17 protein-coding genes and 1 tRNA gene are annotated in these 15,729 nt (G+C 68.4%); 4 read left to right on the forward strand and 14 right to left on the reverse strand.

Translation table 11 applies throughout. The features are described 5' to 3' along the window. Nucleotides 1–39: 39 nt before the first annotated feature. The 7 genes from AB0C82_RS21805 to AB0C82_RS21835 form a co-directional block, all read right to left on the reverse strand. Nucleotides 40–603, reverse strand: coding sequence for a SigE family RNA polymerase sigma factor (locus tag AB0C82_RS21805; protein WP_362844471.1), 564 nt, complete (start codon nt 601–603; stop codon nt 40–42). Between the two features lie 206 nt (nt 604–809). Continuing rightward, the gene (locus AB0C82_RS21810) at nt 810–1,976 is read right to left on the reverse strand and encodes a lipid-transfer protein (RefSeq protein ID WP_362844474.1); all 1,167 of its coding nucleotides are present in this window, start codon (nt 1,974–1,976) and stop codon (nt 810–812) included. After that, nucleotides 1,973–2,470 carry an acyl dehydratase gene (locus AB0C82_RS21815; RefSeq protein WP_362844476.1) on the reverse strand — a complete coding sequence of 166 codons (498 nt, stop codon included), beginning with the start codon at nt 2,468–2,470 and terminating at the stop codon, nt 1,973–1,975. The genes AB0C82_RS21810 and AB0C82_RS21815 overlap by 4 nt, the downstream gene beginning before the upstream one ends. Then, nucleotides 2,467–3,549, reverse strand: coding sequence for an acyl-CoA dehydrogenase family protein (locus AB0C82_RS21820; RefSeq protein WP_362844479.1), 1,083 nt, complete (start codon nt 3,547–3,549; stop codon nt 2,467–2,469). Before AB0C82_RS21820 ends, AB0C82_RS21815 begins: the two co-directional genes overlap by 4 nt. 1 nt (nt 3,550) lies before the next feature. Then, nucleotides 3,551–4,498 (reverse strand): OB-fold domain-containing protein, encoded by a 948-nt coding sequence (locus tag AB0C82_RS21825; protein ID WP_362844482.1) that lies wholly within the window; start codon nt 4,496–4,498, stop codon nt 3,551–3,553. Next, the gene (locus AB0C82_RS21830; RefSeq protein WP_362844485.1) at nt 4,495–5,652 is read right to left on the reverse strand and encodes an acyl-CoA dehydrogenase family protein; all 1,158 of its coding nucleotides are present in this window, start codon (nt 5,650–5,652) and stop codon (nt 4,495–4,497) included. The genes AB0C82_RS21825 and AB0C82_RS21830 overlap by 4 nt, the downstream gene beginning before the upstream one ends. Nucleotides 5,653–5,878: 226 nt before the next feature. Continuing rightward, nucleotides 5,879–6,190, reverse strand: a complete 312-nt coding sequence (locus AB0C82_RS21835; protein WP_362844488.1) for a hypothetical protein — start codon at nt 6,188–6,190, stop codon at nt 5,879–5,881. 334 nt (nt 6,191–6,524) lie between these two features. On the opposite strand from AB0C82_RS21835, the gene AB0C82_RS21840 reads away from it, so the two are divergent. Next, complete coding sequence (locus tag AB0C82_RS21840) at nt 6,525–7,424, forward strand: bifunctional DNA primase/polymerase (protein ID WP_362844491.1); 900 nt, start codon at nt 6,525–6,527, stop codon at nt 7,422–7,424. 47 nt (nt 7,425–7,471) lie between these two features. Here the strand turns inward: AB0C82_RS21840 and AB0C82_RS21845 are convergent, their stop codons facing one another. The 4 genes from AB0C82_RS21845 to AB0C82_RS21860 all read right to left on the reverse strand — a co-directional run bounded on the left by AB0C82_RS21845 (nt 7,472) and on the right by AB0C82_RS21860 (nt 10,626). Continuing rightward, nucleotides 7,472–8,218: a hypothetical protein gene (locus AB0C82_RS21845; protein ID WP_362844494.1), complete on the reverse strand. Its 747-nt coding sequence runs from the start codon at nt 8,216–8,218 to the stop codon at nt 7,472–7,474. A gap of 152 nt (nt 8,219–8,370) precedes the next feature. After that, nucleotides 8,371–9,654 (reverse strand): LAETG motif-containing sortase-dependent surface protein, encoded by a 1,284-nt coding sequence (locus tag AB0C82_RS21850; protein WP_362844496.1) that lies wholly within the window; start codon nt 9,652–9,654, stop codon nt 8,371–8,373. Between the two features lie 406 nt (nt 9,655–10,060). Beyond that, complete coding sequence (locus AB0C82_RS21855; RefSeq protein ID WP_362844499.1) at nt 10,061–10,303, reverse strand: hypothetical protein; 243 nt, start codon at nt 10,301–10,303, stop codon at nt 10,061–10,063. 241 nt (nt 10,304–10,544) lie between these two features. Continuing rightward, a tRNA-Ser gene (locus tag AB0C82_RS21860) sits at nt 10,545–10,626 on the reverse strand. A 326-nt stretch (nt 10,627–10,952) separates the two neighbouring features. On the opposite strand from AB0C82_RS21860, the gene AB0C82_RS21865 reads away from it, so the two are divergent. The 3 genes from AB0C82_RS21865 to AB0C82_RS21875 are packed head-to-tail and all read left to right on the forward strand — an operon-like array spanning nt 10,953 to nt 13,305. Then, nucleotides 10,953–12,107: an ImmA/IrrE family metallo-endopeptidase gene (locus AB0C82_RS21865; protein ID WP_362844501.1), complete on the forward strand. Its 1,155-nt coding sequence runs from the start codon at nt 10,953–10,955 to the stop codon at nt 12,105–12,107. Then, complete coding sequence (locus AB0C82_RS21870; protein ID WP_362844504.1) at nt 12,107–12,607, forward strand: DUF4411 family protein; 501 nt, start codon at nt 12,107–12,109, stop codon at nt 12,605–12,607. Before AB0C82_RS21865 ends, AB0C82_RS21870 begins: the two co-directional genes overlap by 1 nt. 53 nt (nt 12,608–12,660) lie before the next feature. Continuing rightward, a complete protein-coding gene (locus AB0C82_RS21875) occupies nt 12,661–13,305 on the forward strand; it encodes an HAD family hydrolase (RefSeq protein ID WP_362844506.1) in 645 nt (214 codons plus the stop codon). Here the strand turns inward: AB0C82_RS21875 and AB0C82_RS21880 are convergent. The 3 genes from AB0C82_RS21880 to AB0C82_RS21890 are packed head-to-tail and all read right to left on the reverse strand — an operon-like array spanning nt 13,302 to nt 15,696. Next, nucleotides 13,302–14,144: a DUF1932 domain-containing protein gene (locus tag AB0C82_RS21880; RefSeq protein WP_362844508.1), complete on the reverse strand. Its 843-nt coding sequence runs from the start codon at nt 14,142–14,144 to the stop codon at nt 13,302–13,304. The two genes, AB0C82_RS21875 and AB0C82_RS21880, sit on opposite strands and share 4 nt — an antisense overlap. After that, entirely contained in the window at nt 14,141–14,728 is a 588-nt protein-coding gene (locus AB0C82_RS21885) for a guanylate kinase (RefSeq protein WP_362844511.1), read from the reverse strand. Before AB0C82_RS21885 ends, AB0C82_RS21880 begins: the two co-directional genes overlap by 4 nt. Beyond that, nucleotides 14,725–15,696 carry an AAA family ATPase gene (locus tag AB0C82_RS21890; RefSeq protein ID WP_362844514.1) on the reverse strand — a complete coding sequence of 324 codons (972 nt, stop codon included), beginning with the start codon at nt 15,694–15,696 and terminating at the stop codon, nt 14,725–14,727. The genes AB0C82_RS21885 and AB0C82_RS21890 overlap by 4 nt, the downstream gene beginning before the upstream one ends. Nucleotides 15,697–15,729 lie beyond the last annotated feature (33 nt).

Genomic DNA, 15,729 nt, shown 5'->3' on the forward strand with positions numbered 1-15,729 from the left:
TCCCGGGACGGGCCGCCCTTACCGGACCGGCTCCGGGGTTCAGCGGACCGGCGTCAGCTCCGGATCGTCGCGAAGTTTGCCCAGAGCGCGCGAGACCGCGCTCTTGACCGTCCCGATGGACACCCCGAGCACCTCGGCCGTCTGGGCCTCGCTGAGATCCTCGTAGTAGCGCAGGACGACCATGGCGCGCTGGCGGTCCGGGAGCTTGAGCACGGCCCGCCACATCGCGTCGCGCAGGGACTGCTGCTCGGCCGGGTCGGGAGCCGGTACAACCTCCTGCTCGGGCAGCTCCTCGCAGGCGAACTCGTCGACCTTGCGCTTGCGCCACTGCGACGTGCGCGTGTTCACCAGGGCCCGGCGGACGTATCCGTCGAGCGCCCGGTGGTCCTCGATCCGCTCCCACGCGACGTACGTCTTGGTGAGCGCGGTCTGCAGCAGATCCTCCGCGTCGCTCGGGTTCGCGGTGAGCGAGCGGGCCGTCCGCAGCAGTACGGGCCCCCGCGCCCGTACGTACGAGGAGAACGACGCATAGGGCACGTGGGCCGGGTGTCCGGCGGCGGCAGCGACTGCCCTGGAGGCGCCGGTGCAGACTGGCGTGGTCATACCCTCCACGCTAGGAGCGGGTGCCACCGAGGGGATCGGCCCCAGGTCCCGAAGCGGCGTCCGCCTCAGGTTGTAGGTGCGGGGCGGGCTCCACCTCCTGAAGGTGGAGGGGCCGTCCGCTCGTGTCAGGGTCCGCCCCCGAGCCGGATGTCAGCCTGCCGGCGCCCGCGCGCACCGGTCCGGGGGACGGCCGCCGCCCCGCAGGCTCAGTCGTCCCTGCCCAGGATCAGCCCCGAGGTGGGCACGCCCGTACCGGCCGTGACCAGCGCCCTGGCCGCCCCGGATATCTGGTTCACCGACGTGGAACGAATCTGCCGGACCGCCTCCGCGATGCCGTTCATACCGTGCAGATAGGCCTCTCCCAGCTGCCCGCCGTGGGTGTTCAGGGGCAGTTCGTCGCCCGCCACGAAGTCCGCGGCCTCCCCCGGCCCGCAGAAGCCGAACTCCTCCAGCTGCATGAGGACGAACGGGGTGAAGTGGTCGTAGAGGATGCCCACGTCGATGTCGGCGGGGGACAGCCCGGAATTGCGCCAGAGCTGCCGGGCCACGACTCCCGTCTCCGGCAGTCCTGTCAGTCCGTCCCGGTAGAAGCTGGTCATCTGCTCCTGCGCCCGTCCCGCACCCTGGGCCGCCGCCACGATCACGGCGGGCGACCTGGGCAGGTCCCTGGCCCGCTCGGCGCTGGTCACGACGATCGCCTGACCGCCGTCGGTCTCCTGGCAGCAGTCGAGCAGCCGCAGCGGTTCGACGATCCACCGCGAGGCGGCGTGGTCCGCGAGGGTGATCGGCTTCCCGTAGAAGTGAGCCTTCGGATTCGTCGCGGCATGACGTCGGTCCGTGACCGCCACATGCCCGAAGACCTCCGGGCCCAGACCGTAGGTGTGCAGATACCGCTGGGCGGCCATCGCGACCCAGGAGGCCGGCGTGAGCAGCCCGAAGGGGAGGTTCCAGCCGAGCGCCGCCCCTTCCGCCGTGGGCTCGCGCCGCTGCACGCCGGAGCCGAATCTGCGGCCGGAGCGTTCGTTGAACGCCCGGTAGCAGACGACGACCTCCGCCACTCCGCTCGCCACCGCCATCGCGGCCTGCTGCACGGTGGCGCACGCGGCCCCGCCGCCGTAGTGGACCCGGGAGAAGAACGACAGCTCGCCGATCCCCGCCGCCTGCGCGACCGTGATCTCGGGGCTGGTGTCCATCGTGAAGGTGACCATGCCGTCGACGTCGGCGGGCGTCAGCCCGGCATCGTCGAGAGCGGCCCGCACGGCCTCGACGGCCAGCTTCAGCTCGCTGCGCCCCGAGTCCTTGGAGAACTCGGTCGCCCCGATCCCCACGACCGCGGCCTTCCCGCCGAGCGAATCGGCCTCGCGCAGGCTCATGCCACCGCCTCCGCCGCCGGGCCGGCGGCCGGCAGAGCGACGGTGACCCTGCCCGAGACGTGGCGCCCGAGCCCGTTGGTCCCCACGACCTCCACCTCGAAGACCGCCGCGCCTGCCGCGCCCGTCACGTCTGTCGGCCCCGGCGCCTCCTGAGCCCCTGATACCGCGACCACCTTCCCGGTCAACACCATCAGGTCGCCCGGATAGTTGGGTGCTCCCAGCCGGATCGCGACCTTCCTCAGCACCGCCGAGGGACCGAACCGGTCGGTGACGAACCGGCCCACGAGCCCGTTCGTCGTGAGGATGTTCATGAAGATGTCCGGCGAGCCCTTCTCCCGGGCGAGCTCGGCGTCGTGGTGCACGTCCTGGTAGTCGCGGGACGCGACGGCTCCCGCGACGATGAGAGTGCGGGTGACGGCGATCTCCAGGGGCGCCAGCTCCTCACCCACGCACGGCCGCCGCCTGTCCGCTCCGCGAAGCTCTTCCTGCCTCATACCGGCACCCCCTCCGCTCCCGAACCCGCCCTTGTCCCTGCCTCCGCGTCGGCCTCTGTCTCCCCAAGCAACCGGCCCAGTTCGTCCAGCAGTTCACTGCCGCACCCCAGATAGGCGTCGAGCTGACGCCCCCACAGGAAGTGCCGGTGCACGGGATGCTCCAGGTCGGCACCCGTCCCGCCGTGGAGATGCTGTCCGGCGTGCACGACGCGCCGGCCCGCCTCCGACGCCCACCACGCGGCCGTGAGCGCCTGCGCCCCGTACGCCAGCGAGTGATCGCGCCGCCACGCCGCCTCGTACGCGGTGACGCGGATCGCCTCGGTGTCCATATGGGCGTCGGCGGCGCGCAGCAGCACCGCCTGGTTGGTGGACAGCGGGCGGCCGAACTGCTCCCGGGTTCCGGTGTGTTCAACCGCGCGCGCCAGCGAACCGGCCGCCACTCCTGCCTGCAGTCCCGCGAACGCCGTACGGCTCATCGCCAGCACCGAGTCGTACGCCCCGGCTCCTCCGACTCTCTCCCCGGACGCCCCGTCCAGGCCGAGCCGCCCGGCCGCCCATGGGGCCGTCGTCTCCACCGGCCGCACCGAAACCCCCGGGTCTGCCGTACCGACCATCCAGAGCGCTCTGTCCGAGTCGGGAACGAGGACATGCGTCGCGCCGCGCAGCCAAGGAACGTACGGCACGCTCCCGCTCAGCCGCCCGCCACCCTCGGAGCGCAATCCACCGCGCACCGGAAAGGCCCCCGTCGCCACCGCCGTACCGTCCCGCAGCAGCGGAAGCAGCCGCTCCCGCTGCTCCGCCGTGCCGTGCTCGCCGACCGCGAGCATCCCGTACACACAGGTCGCCGCGAAGGGCACCTGCGCCGTGGTTCTGCCCTGCTCCTCCAGGAGCAGCACGAGCCCCAGCAGCCCGATCTCCTCCACCGCGGCGATCAGTCCGGCCGCGCACAGCTCCTTCCAGAGCTCCGCGTCGATGCCCGTGCCCGCTGCCGCCAGTCGCTCATGCGTGGACAGGTCCTTGAAGATCCGGGCGGCGAGCCCCTGCCCCGCGGCCTGCTCCTCCGTAGGTGTGAAGTCCATCTCAGCCCTCACTCCCCCGGAACACCGGAAGCTCCAACTCGGCATCCGTTCGCAGAAATTCGAGCCTCACCGGCATTCCCGCACGGATCTTGTCGGCCGGCACCCCGACGACGTTGCTGACCATCCGCACGCCTTCGGCCAGCTCGACCAGCCCCACCGCGTACGGGCCCGGCTCGTCGGCGCCGCTGAACGCGGGAAAGGACGGGTGGTGCATCACGACATACGAGAAGACGGTGCCCTCGCCACTCGCCTCGACGGTGTCCCACTCCTGACCACCGCACTCGTTGCACCCGGGGAGCCAGGGGAAACGAAGCGTCGCGCACCCGCTGCACCGCTGGATCAGCAGTCTGTGCTCGGCCACGCCTTCCCAGAATCCGGCGTTGTCCCTGTTGATCACCGGGCGCGGCCGCAGACTTCTGGTACTCGGCTTCCGGTCCGCCGGCCGGTACTTGAGAATCCTGAAGCGATGCGTCCCGGCGGGCTCTCCGTCCGCCCGGATGTCCATCCGTGTCGTGACGAAGTGGCCCGTGCCCAGCTTGGTCGTCTTCCGCTCCGAGACCGACTCGATCACCGCGTCGAAGGTGATCCGGTCGCCCGGTCGCAGCGGCCTCAGATACTCCTGCTCGCAGTCGGTCGCGACCACCGAGGTGTATCCGGCGCCGTCGAGCAGGGTGAACAGCTCCTCGTACGCATCGGAGCGGTCGGTGTGACCCGAGAGTCCGCCCATCGTCCACGCCTGGAGCATCGTCGGCGGCGCGACCGCGCCCGGTCCCTCGTACGCCGCGTTGCTGTCCCCCATGGCCTCGCACCAGTGCCGGATCATGGCCTGGTTGACCAGGTCCTTCCCGACGCCCTCCGTGGCCGCCGCCCGCCCCTCGTACTCCTTGACTCGCGCGTAGAACCGCTCGGGCCGCCGCTGCCCCCTTTCCCCTCCCCGCCCCGCTGTCACCGCTTCCCCCTCTTCATGCCGAGCCGCATCGTCGCGACGATCTCCCGCTGCACCTCGCTCACCCCGCCCCCGAAGGTGTTGATCTGCGCCGCCCTGTTCATCCGCTCCAGCTCCCCGTCCCCGAACGAACCGGGTGAGCCGCCGCGGACCATTGCGGCCTCGCCCGTGATCTCCTGGCACATTCGATACACCTCGACGGCGCTTTCGGTTCCCACGAACTTCACGCCACTCGCTTCGCCCGGGGCCAGTGAGCCCGCCCCTACGGACCCCACCAGACGCCAGTTGAGCAGGCGCGTCGCCGCCAGCCGGGCGTACGCCTCGGCCAGCCGGGATCGCACCCAGGGCTCGTCAACCGGCCGCCGCCCCGTCACTGGATCGGGTGTGCGGGCGTGGGTGAGTGCCGCCTCGTAGAAGTCCTCGGCCTGCATCCCGATCGCGGCGAGCGCCACCCGCTCATGGTTCAGCTGGTTGGTGATCAGGCCCCAGCCGGCGTTCTGAGCGCCGACGAGATGGCCGAGGGGCACCCGGACGCGGTCGTAGTAGGTGGCCGTCGTGGTCAGCCCGCCCACGGTCTCGACAGGGGTCCAGGCGAAGCCCGGACCGTCCGTCGGCACGAGGATGATCGAGATGCCCTCGTGCTTGGGCGCTTGCGGATCCGTACGGCAGGCGAGCCAGATCCAGTCCGCGTTCTGGGCGTTGCTGGTGAAGATCTTCTGCCCGTCGATGACCCAGGAATCCCCGTCCCGGACCGCCCTGGTGCGCAGCGCCGCCAGGTCCGTCCCCGCTTCCGGCTCGCTGTAGCCGATCGCGAAGACCACCTCGCCACTGAGGATCCTGGGCAGGAAGTAGGCCTTCTGCTCGTCCGTCCCGTACTTCATCAGGGTCGGTCCGACGGTGTTCAGCGTGACCATCGATACGGGCGCGCCCGCACGGTACGCCTCGTCGAAGAAGACGAACTGCTCGTCGGGACCGCGCCCCTGCCCGCCGTACTCGACGGGCCAGCCGAGCCCGAGCATGTCGTCGGCGCCGATCCGCCGGAGCAGCGCGCGCTGCTCGGCCGGATCCCGCACCTTCGTGGCGGGCATGACCTCGCGGAAGTACGTGCGGAGTTCGGCTCGCAGCTGCTGCTGGCGCTCCGTCGGGGCGAGGTGCACGGCGGCGTCCTCCCGGGCGTACGGATCGGTGGCCTGACTTTCTGACTGTCCGTCAGATTCGGTCGGACTGTCAAGACCACTGCCGCCCCGACGGGCCTCGCCGCACCAAGCACATCGCACCGGGCGCATCCCACAGACGTCCGCGCGACGGCACCGAAGTGCCGCCGCGCGGACCCTGCTTCACAGCCCCGTGGACCCACCCGCCGGAAGTTCCGGGGCGTCCGACTCACCAGAACGGGGTGAAGTCCAGCGCGTAGTTGTGGGTGGACTGGTTGATCGCCGTGAAGGCCGAGCCGTTCACCTGGGCCGAGTTGCTCTGGTTCGAGGCACCGGCCCCGACCGCCTGCTGCTGCGAGGTGGACGAGTTGCCGAGGTTGTCGCCGCCGACACCGCTGCCGCCGATCGTCGCCACCGCCGCGTTCGATCCGTCGTTCGCGAAGGAGCCGTTGTCTGCCGCGGCCACACCACCGAAGAGTGCGACAGCGAGCGGCAGGGCGGCAACAGCGGCGAGGGCGCGAGCGGTACGAATGCTTGCCATGTCAATTCCTCCAGGAACCGAAAGTACGGCTTGTTACGGCTGTTACGGCTGATTCCGAAGCAGTTGGCCGACCGCTTCGGAGCTGGGCACGACGTCGCAGAACCAGAGTTGCCCACCGAATCCCCGGCGAACCACCCCGCAGGCGTCGATTCCCCCTCAAGCGTGAGGAACAACCGATAAACCTCTCGTGCGCCCCAAAACCCCAGCTCACACGCCCTACGCCCGCCTCAGCCCGCGGCCCTCAAGGGGAAAAGCGTTCCTGCGCGCCCCCCTCCGCCCGCCGCCACCGTCCACGCACCCTTCCCTCCTTCGAACGCCTGTACGAGAATGAAGCATGGCCACCATCGACCGGCAGACCGCCACCCTGGCCCTGGCCCACGCGCTCGCCGCCGCCGAGCGTGGGCTCCCCGTCATCCCGTTGTCCGCCACCAAACTCCCCGCCCTGCGCTCCCCCCACCACGGCGAGGACCCCCCGGTCCGCTGCCGGGGCGCCTGCGGACTGCCCGGCCACGGCGTCCACGACGCCACCACCGACCCCGCCGCCGTACGTGCGCTCTTCGCCGCCGCCCCGCGCGCCACCGGCTACGGCATCGCCTGCGGCCGGGAGCCGCACCGGCTCATCGGCATCGACCTCGACATCGACACCGCGCACGGCAACGACTCCATGGCCGCCCTCCAGCGGCTGGCCGAGCGGCACCGGTTCACCATCCCGCCGACCATCACCGTGCTCACCCCGAGCGGCGGCCGCCATCTCTGGCTGACCGGTCCGCCCGAGGTGTCCGTACCGAACTCGGCGAGCCGCCTGGCGCCCGGCATCGACGTACGCGGCTTCGGCGGATACCTGGTGGGCCCCGGCTCGGTCACCACCCGCGGCGCCTACCGCCTGGCCTCCGGCACGGCCCATCTCGCCCCCGCCCCCTGCCCCCGCACCCTTCTCCACCTGCTCACACCCCCGGCGCGCCCGCAGAGCGCCACGGGCCGGCGCACCGGAACGCACCGGCCCGGAAGCGGCCGGGGCCAGGGCCTGATCCAGTTCGTCAGGGTCGCCCGGGAGGGCCAGCGGAACACACGGCTCTTCTGGGCCGCCTGCCGCGCCTACGAACACGGCTTCGGCGACGACCTCGCGGACGCTCTCACCGCGGCCGCGGTGAGCACCGGCCTCTCCGAACCGGAGGCCAGAGCCGCCATCGCCTCAGCGGCCCGCCTGACGACGGGGCGCCCGGACCGGCCCTGACCACGCAGGGCCGCCACGCGCGGCCCCTGCCCGGCCGGACGCCCGGGTCAGCTCTCCGGCAGTACGAGCCAGCTCTCGGAGAGGGACAGGCCGTGCTCGCGGCTCACCACACCGCAGGGGCAGCCCAACGAGACCCGCCGCCAGTCACAGAGCACGGTCCACGGGCCGTCCGCGCCTCCGCACCCGGGACAGCTGACGGTCCCGGCCGTCCACACGCCCGGCGCGGGTCTGGCGTAACGGCGGAACCTGCCCGCGTACCGCATCTCCCACGGCTCGACGGGCGGTGTGAGCGGGACAGCGCCCGCCGCTCCCGTCGCGGCCAGTGCGGCGAACAGCGTGGTCAGGCCGGGGAGCAGTGCCTCGCCCGCTTCCGTCGGCGGGGCCGCGCCGCCCGTCGTCCCCCACTCACCTCCGTACCTCGCCGCCGCGGCCGCGGCGGGCGGAGCCGGCGCGGCGTGCCACGGCAGCAGGGCGCGTGCGACGGCGGCCAGGAGGGCGGCGGCGGGCGGGGCGACCGCACCGGAGTCGAGGTGGTGCACGGCGGTGCGGAATACGCGTTGAAGCCGTCTGTCCCGGTCCGTCGCCCGGATCTTCACCGCTGCGCTCCGCCGGGCGGGCAGGGGGGCGGTGAGGCGGGCAAGGACGGCCGCCGCCGCCTCGGTGTCCGCCGGGGCAGGCCGCCACTCGTCCTCGGCCAGGAACCGTTGTACCCGGCCGGCCTCCAGAGTCAGAGCGCGCGTCCACAGGGGGAGGGGACCCGATGCCGCCGCCGGCCCTCCGCGCGCGTCCGCCACGACATCTCCCTCCTCCGGCTTCCCGCCGGTTCACGTCCGTGCCCGTGCACCACAGCGGGCCCGACACCACTCGGTGTCGGGCCCGCAGGACGGTCGGCGCGGTGGCCTGGGTTCCTGGCCGGTACCCCGGCCCAGGCGTCAGGCGTCAGGCGTCAGGCGTGGGAGCCGGCCTTGCGACGGCGTACGACGAACACCGCGCCCGCGCCGATCACGAGGGCCGCGCCGCTCGCGAGGGCGAGCTGCGGCATCGCGGAGGACGAACCGGTGGCGGCGAGGCTGCCGCTCACGGGACTTGCCGACGCGCCGCTCTGCGGCGTGAGGCCCGAAGTGCTCGGCGCGGTCGTGCTGGGTGTGGCGTCGTCGACCTTGCCGGGCTCGCTGCCCGCGGCGGCGATCAGGAACTCGTAGCCCTCGAGGTCCGGGCTACCGCCGCAGGTGCCGTTGTCGTTGAAGTAGTCACCGGCGACGAAGGTGACTCCGTTGCCCGCGGGGGCGGAGGCGTCGATCGTGAGGCGCATCTTGACGTCGGCGTGGGCGCCGGCCTTCAGCGGGCTGATGGCGTCCATGTAGTGCTTGTTGTCGACGGTCTTCCACGTCGAGGACGAGCCGGACGACCACTGCAGGTGCACCAGGTCGTCGATGTCGTTGAGGCCGCTCTCGTCGGTAGCGTGGACGTAGGCGAACGGAAGCACCTCATCCATCGTCTTGTCGGTGCCGTTGGTCACCCGCAGCTTGAAGTTGACCTTCGTACCGGCGACGACCGTGGAGGGCAGACCCGTGACGACGGTGGTGAGCTTGGCCTCGGGAACACATTCCTCGTCGCCCTCACCCTCCTCGTCCTCCTCCTCCTTCGCCTTGGCCAGCGCCTCGTCGGCGGCGGTCTTGTCGGCGAGCGCCGCCTTGGTGGCCTTCTTCGCCTGGTCCAGCTTCCGGAGGGCTTCGACCCGCTCGTCGTCACGCGCGTCCAGGGCGTCCGCGAGCGCGGCATCGGCGGTGGCCTTGGCCTCCGCGGCGGTCACGGCCGCGGCCTGGGCGTCGGTGAGGGCCGTCGTAGCGGCGGTCCTCTCCTCCTCCGTCGCCGTCTCCGTGAGTGCGTCGACCGCAGCCTGGGCGGTGACGACCGCCTGGTCGGCGTCGGACTTCGCCGTGGCGGCCAGGGCCGCCGCGTCCTCGGCGGCCTTGGCCGCCACGGCCAGCGGAGCGGTGTCGGACAGGAGCGCCTCCACAGCCGCGAGGGCCGCGCTCTCGGCCTCCACGGCGTCGTCGTACGCGGCCTGGGCCGCGGCCGCTGCGAGTTCCAGCTCCGCGATGGACGGCTTCTCCTGCGTCTGCGCCGCCGGCTTGCCGTCGGCGAACGCGGGGGTGACCGACAGCAGCAGTGCAGGCGTGGTCACCGCGGTGGCGACAGCTGTGGCGAGAATCCGGCGAATCTTCACAAGAGCCCTTCGGGGTCCGAAACACGAGAAGAAGGGGTCGCAGCGGAATGGGGCACGCAGATGCGACTTGACTTGATCGTATGACCGACCCGGCTCTCGTCCGCCACGAATTCTTCACCTGTTCCGGCTCGCACCACAGCCCGGGCACAGACAGAAAAGACGAATGGGTGCAGTTGCTTTCACCGCCGGAACTTCGCTGTGAGGAATGCCACACACGGCTCGCACGCAGCTCGTCAGTGCCTCGGACCACTTGGGAACGTGCCGCCCGCCCCGGCCACCACCGGCATCCGGCGAAGCGGATCCGCCGTACACGCGAAGCAGCGGCGGACCGGGCTCAAGCGCCGATCCGCCGCCCAAGGGGCTCACAGAACTGTGACTCGCCCCTGTCAGCCGGTTCCTCCGGTCCTCAGTTGTGTCCTCGCGGGGCGTGGCCGGCGGGATTCTGATTCTCGGTCTCCTGCGTGTGCGCGCCACCCTTACAGGTCGGTTGTTGACCACCGGGCTCGTTGCCGGACGGGTTGGTGCAGGAAATGTCGACAGGCGTGATCTTGGCGTCGGCGACTCCCGCGCCGCCCAGACCCAGCGCGAACGCTGCGGCGGCGGCGGCGACTGCAGCTCCGACCCGCTTCCTCGTCATGCTGGCTGCCATGTCCACCAGCCTCCAGTCATTTCTCCGAGCACGCGGCAGGCCCTCGTCCGAGACCGCCGCACGTGCACCGACAACGCTTCTCCGGTGGGCGACATGTGTCAAAAATTCGCGAGGTGCGCCACTTCGACAATCGCGAAGTCTCAAGCGGTGGGCCGGAACCGCGGGAACACCGGATACGCAGAAGGGGCGCCGCCATCGGCGGGACGCCCCTTCTGACCTGCTACTCATCCGACTTCGGCGGTGGGTGTGGGATTTGAACCCACGGTGACATCGCTGCCACGACGGTTTTCAAGACCGCTCACCTACACGAACGTAGGCGCCCCCGACCTGCTCTTTTGCTGTCGCAGCAGGCTGCTGGAGTTCCGTCGGCCCGCACATGGCCCACGGCTCGCCCAGGGCCCCTCTGGGGCACCTTCGCGAGGTCATAAGCGGTGACCGTTGGAGGGTGTTCTTTGCGGACCCCCAGACAGTTGCCAGACTGCTGGGTCGTCCGCTTTCGCCGCACGACTTCGCGTAAGGACCGCCAAGCATGCTTGGCAACGCAACTGGGCAGAGACACACTCACGACAGTGATCCTGCCGTTACAGAACGTAGGGTTCGCAAGCATCGCTTTGGTCCCTACCCTATGGTCGAGGGGGAGGTGAGAGACATGTCTGTCCGTGTCCGGGTAGAACCAGCTCTGTTGCAGTGGGCGGTTGAGCGCGCCGGATGGTCGGAAGAAACTGCCGCCCAACGGGTGCCGAAGCTTAGGGAGTGGCTTACTGAGAGCACTCGCCCCACGCTGAAGCAGTTGGAGCATTTCGCTCATGCCACCCACGCGCCGCTGGGTCTCCTGTTCCTCCCTGAACCACCAGAGGAGCCTGTACCGATCCCTGACATGCGGACGCTCGGAAATCGCGCCATTGCTCGCCCGTCAGTGGACCTCCTTGACACCATCTACTCCTGCCAGTCGCGGCAGGATTGGTACCGCGACTACGCGAACACTCACGGATACCCGAACCTCGAATTCGTCGGATCCGTAAATACCTCTAGCGACTCCGAAGCAGTTGCCGGGGAGATCAGAGAAAAACTGCGCTTCGGCGTGTCCGAGCGGCGGAATTTTGCGACATGGCAAGAAGCTCTGCGCCAGCTCATTGATCGCATTGAAAGTATTGGCGTTCTCGTCATGATCAATGGAGTAGTGGGAGCTGACACTCACCGCAAGCTCAAACCGGATGAGTTTCGCGGCTTCGCCTTGTCTGATGAACTCGCCCCACTGATTTTTGTAAATGGTGCAGACACTAAGGCTGCCCAAATATTCACTATGATCCATGAGCTTTGCCATATCTGGCTTGGCGAAAGCGCGCTCTCCGATGCCGCAATGGCGAAAAAGAGCGACAAGGAAGCCGAGCTATGGTGTAATCGCGTGGCGGCAGAGATCCTTGTTCCGTTGCCTGAAATTCGCAGTGAGTACAACGGCGAGCCCACAGTTATCGAGTTGGAACGTCTTGCGCGTCGATACCGCGTGAGTACCCTCGTGATTTTGAAGCGGCTATATGACGCCGGGTTCCTTAATTGGGATGAGTATCAGGGCCGGTACGCCACAGAACGCGAACGCGTGATCGCAGCTATGGCAGGGCGGGATGGCGAGTCCGGCGGCAGCTTCTACAACACACAGCCTCTGCGCCTTAGTCGACAGTTTGCACGCGCAGTCATCGCAGACACATTTGAAGGACGTACACCGTTCAGGGATGCCTATCATCTCCTGGGAACAAAAAAGCATCAGACATTTGAAAACCTTGCCGAAAAAATCGGGGCTGCCTAATGTATCTCGTTGACTCCAACGTGCTAATCGAGGCAAAGAATCGTTACTACGGATTCGATATAGCACCTGGTTTCTGGGCATGGCTTGATTACGCTCACACGAACTTCGTGGCTTGCAGCATTGAGCCGGTAAGGGATGAGCTTATTCAAGGTGGCGACGAACTAGCTACCTGGGCGAGCGACCATCCCGACTTCTTTCGCCCCATCGATGCGGTCACCACTACACACTTTACCCCGCTAACGCTTTGGGCAAATTCTCGCAGCTATACTACTTCCGCGGTCTCGGAATTCTTGAATAATACTGCCGACTTCTTCTTGATAGCGTACGCGATGGCCCACAACCACACGCTCGTAACCCTCGAGCAACCTCAGCCAAATGCCAAGAGGCGCATTCTCATTCCTGACGCCTGCGAGGCAATGAGAGTCACCTACGCCAATACATTTGTAATGTTGCGTAATTCGAGAGCGCGGCTCGACTTGCAAATGCCGACAGCTGCCTGACCTACGTACGCCAGATGGCGGAAAGAGAGCCTGCCATCGCGTAACGTCGTCTCGTGCTAGCACTCTTCGACCTCGACAACACCTTGATTGATCGACGGAGCGGCCTGGAGACGTGGGCCCGCAACTTCGTGCGCTCACGGCGGCTACCGGCCGGTGCCGAATCCGTCATCCGCCGTCGACTCCGAGAGCGCGCCTACCCTGCGGACTTCGTGTACTTGCGGGAGGCGCTACGCCTCAGCGACCTTCCAGGTGACCTCTGGAAGGACTACGTGGGCGGCGTGGCTCGGTCGGTGCGCTGTTTCCCGGGCGTGCGGGAGAGCCTTGCAGCGCTGCGCGGAGAGGGGTGGACCCTGGGCATCGCCACGAATGGGGCTGGGGACATTCAGCGGGCCAAACTGGCTGCGGCTGAGCTCATCTCGCTCTTCGACGGGATTTGTGTCTCGGAGGAGGTCGGTGTTCGGAAGCCCGCGTACGGCCACTTCGAGGCTGCCGCCGAGCTGTGTGGCACCCGGCTGAGCGCCGGCGGGTGGATGATCGGGGACAACCCCGAGACGGACATCGCTGGAGCCCGGTCGGCGGGACTCCACACAGGCTGGGTTGCCAACGACCGTACGTGGATTGATGGCCCCCGTGAGCCCGACATCGTGGTGCCGAGCGCCACGGAGGCCATCGAAGTGATGCGGGCGAGAGGGGCCTAGTCGCCTCTTGCCTCGCGCAGATGCTCCAAAGCTTGGGGGACGCTCATACGGGAATCCCTGAGGCCCCCCCACCGGCCCATAACCGACGCCGATGCCTCAGCAAGTTCGGCGGGGAGCCCCACCGCTCGCAGGGCATCGGCTACCTCGCTCATCTCCGGACCCCAGCGCCACGACCGTTCGGCCACCTTCGGGATGTAGGCCGTCTCCGTCAGGTAACTGCTGGCACGGCCATGTGCGATGTCGAGGAGTTCCTCCTCCACCCCGTAGTCCGCAGCGAGCGCATACGAGACCGCAGCAAGGACGCGGCTCGCCTTCTGGTAGCTGCTGTACGAGAGCTTCAGGGCGGACGCCTGCCCCACGCCGCCGGCCAGTGACCTCGTCTGAACAGCGCTTCCAGCGAAGAGTTCGGCCACCCTCGGCAGAGCCTCATCCGGCCCGGAGAGGTACAGGCGGGGGCTCTTTGACGCCGATGGTGGCGAGCCGATCACGGAGCCGTCAACAACGGTCGCCCCGGACAGCTCCAGGATCCTCTTGATCCTGGCCATCGTGGAGGGGGAGACGGCGTTCCCGTCGACGTAGGTTCCGGAGTACGAGAGGGCGGCGACCGACCGCGCCACGGCTTCCGCGGCTGCGGGTGGGCACAGGCTCAAGATAATGTCGGCCCGGTCGGTCATCTCGGAGAGTTCGGCAACGGCTGAAAGTCCGTACCGCTCCGCTCGCTGGGTGGATTCCGCGCTGCGCCCGTCGGCGCACCAGAGAACCTCTGCCCCCGACCGCCGCGCCTGTGCGGCGACCGCGGCCCCCATGCTGCCCGGATGCAGGATGCCAAGGACAGTCACCCGACAAGCTCCCGGACGTTCCGCGATTCAGCCGCCGCACCCTGCGACACCGCTTCGACGATGGCGCGCGCCGACTCGGTCGGGCTGAGGGCGTCAGTCCGCAGTGTGAGTGTCCAAGGCTCTGCCTCATGCGCCAAGAGATCCTCCCGCGTCTCGTGCCAGACCTTTACACGGGCGTCGACATCCTTGTCTCCGCGACTGATAGAGCGGGACTCAGCGGTGGCCACCGGGCACCACAACAGAACCCGCACCCAGTGCAGTGGGAATGCCGCCACGGCCGCGGCGCCGGCAACCTGCCCCATGTGCAGCACGGGCACCCGGCCGCCCTCGACCAGACCCGCGACGCCCGGCCGGTCGATCGCGTATTCGGCGTCGTATCGGGCGTTCCTGTAGAGGAGTTCCCCGTCTCGGGACAGCTGATCGATGTGGGCCGCTGTCGTGAGGCGGTACCCCGCCGTCCGGCCGGGCCCGGCTTTGAGTCGCTCGAAGAGCACGAACTCAGGCCGGAGCCGCCCGAGTTCAGCTGTAACGGTGTCCTTCCCCGAGCCGGGCGGACCGTACAGGATCACGCCGGAAGGGCTCACAGGACGCCTCCACTCAGCACGTCACGCGCTTCGTCGACCAGGGCGACGGCGGCGCCGAGACGGTTGTCGACAACGAAGTGAGGACCCTGGGGGCGGAAATCCAGATCGAGCCCGGCCACGTACTCGTCCCACGCTTCCATTTTCCACGCGTCACGGGCTGCACCACGGAATTCGATGTACTCACGCATGGAATCGACATCGCATCGAACCCAAATGTTTGCTACCGACACCCGCTTGGAACGGCATCGGTTCTGAAGTCGCTGCATCCATTCAGACTGGGAGAATTCCTTTATGAACGGCGCATCAAGAATGACCGGGATCCCGCAATCCAAGTTGTCCCATGCGGCTTCCGCGAGGCAGCGATATTCGAAAGGGCGCACCTTTTCGAGGTAGAGCTTCGAACTTCGGTCGTGCGCCTCACCGCCCAGCGAGACCAGAAGTTGATCGACGAGCGGACGGGTGATGGAGTCCTTGTCGAGGATCGGCCAGCCGGTCAGCCGTCCGAGGAACTTCGCGAACTCTGACTTGCCAGAACCCGCGTACCCCCCTACCAGAATCATGGTCGGGCCGTCAGCGCTTGACCCTGGTGCGGAGCTCCAAGCGTTGACCACACGATTGAGCAGAGCCTCACTGTCCACATCGTCTGTACCTTCGCGGATGCTGCTCAGCGCTTTACGTACCGCGTTGGCTTGGTCGGGGAGCTTCTGCTCAGGGGAAGCGAGCACCGGCATGGATTCCACGGGGGCATCCTCTCCGGGCAGGGCCTTACGGAAGCCGAGTTGTGCCTCGGTGCGACGATAGAGACGGCAGTACGCCCGGCGGTAATGCGGCCCGGGGTACACAGAACCCTTTTCGTGACCCCAGATGGTCTGGAAGTTTGCGGCGATATTGAAGCCGTGACGCTCCGCGATTTCGCGCAACTTTTCCCCCGCGTCTTCCAGGGTGAGCCCTATCTCCTCGCGGTGCATCCTAAGAAATTCGGGCTTCCATTCTGGGTGCTT

The sequence above is a fragment of the Streptomyces sp. NPDC048560 genome (genome assembly GCF_040650955.1).
Lineage (GTDB): Bacteria > Actinomycetota > Actinomycetes > Streptomycetales > Streptomycetaceae > Streptomyces.

Bases quoted from the DNA above. Each gene is read 5' to 3' on its own strand.
- AB0C82_RS21805 (WP_362844471.1), bottom strand. From the start codon at position 603: ATGACCACGCCAGTCTGCACCGGCGCCTCCAGGGCAGTCGCTGCCGCC.
- AB0C82_RS21810 (WP_362844474.1), bottom strand. From the start codon at position 1,976: ATGAGCCTGCGCGAGGCCGATTCGCTCGGCGGGAAGGCCGCGGTCGTG.
- AB0C82_RS21815 (WP_362844476.1), bottom strand. From the start codon at position 2,470: ATGAGGCAGGAAGAGCTTCGCGGAGCGGACAGGCGGCGGCCGTGCGTG.
- AB0C82_RS21820 (WP_362844479.1), bottom strand. From the start codon at position 3,549: ATGGACTTCACACCTACGGAGGAGCAGGCCGCGGGGCAGGGGCTCGCC.
- AB0C82_RS21835 (WP_362844488.1), bottom strand. From the start codon at position 6,190: ATGGCAAGCATTCGTACCGCTCGCGCCCTCGCCGCTGTTGCCGCCCTG.
- AB0C82_RS21840 (WP_362844491.1), top strand. From the start codon at position 6,525: ATGGCCACCATCGACCGGCAGACCGCCACCCTGGCCCTGGCCCACGCG.
- AB0C82_RS21855 (WP_362844499.1), bottom strand. From the start codon at position 10,303: ATGGCAGCCAGCATGACGAGGAAGCGGGTCGGAGCTGCAGTCGCCGCC.
- AB0C82_RS21865 (WP_362844501.1), top strand. From the start codon at position 10,953: ATGTCTGTCCGTGTCCGGGTAGAACCAGCTCTGTTGCAGTGGGCGGTT.
- AB0C82_RS21870 (WP_362844504.1), top strand. From the start codon at position 12,107: ATGTATCTCGTTGACTCCAACGTGCTAATCGAGGCAAAGAATCGTTAC.
- AB0C82_RS21890 (WP_362844514.1), bottom strand. From the start codon at position 15,696: ATGCACCGCGAGGAGATAGGGCTCACCCTGGAAGACGCGGGGGAAAAG.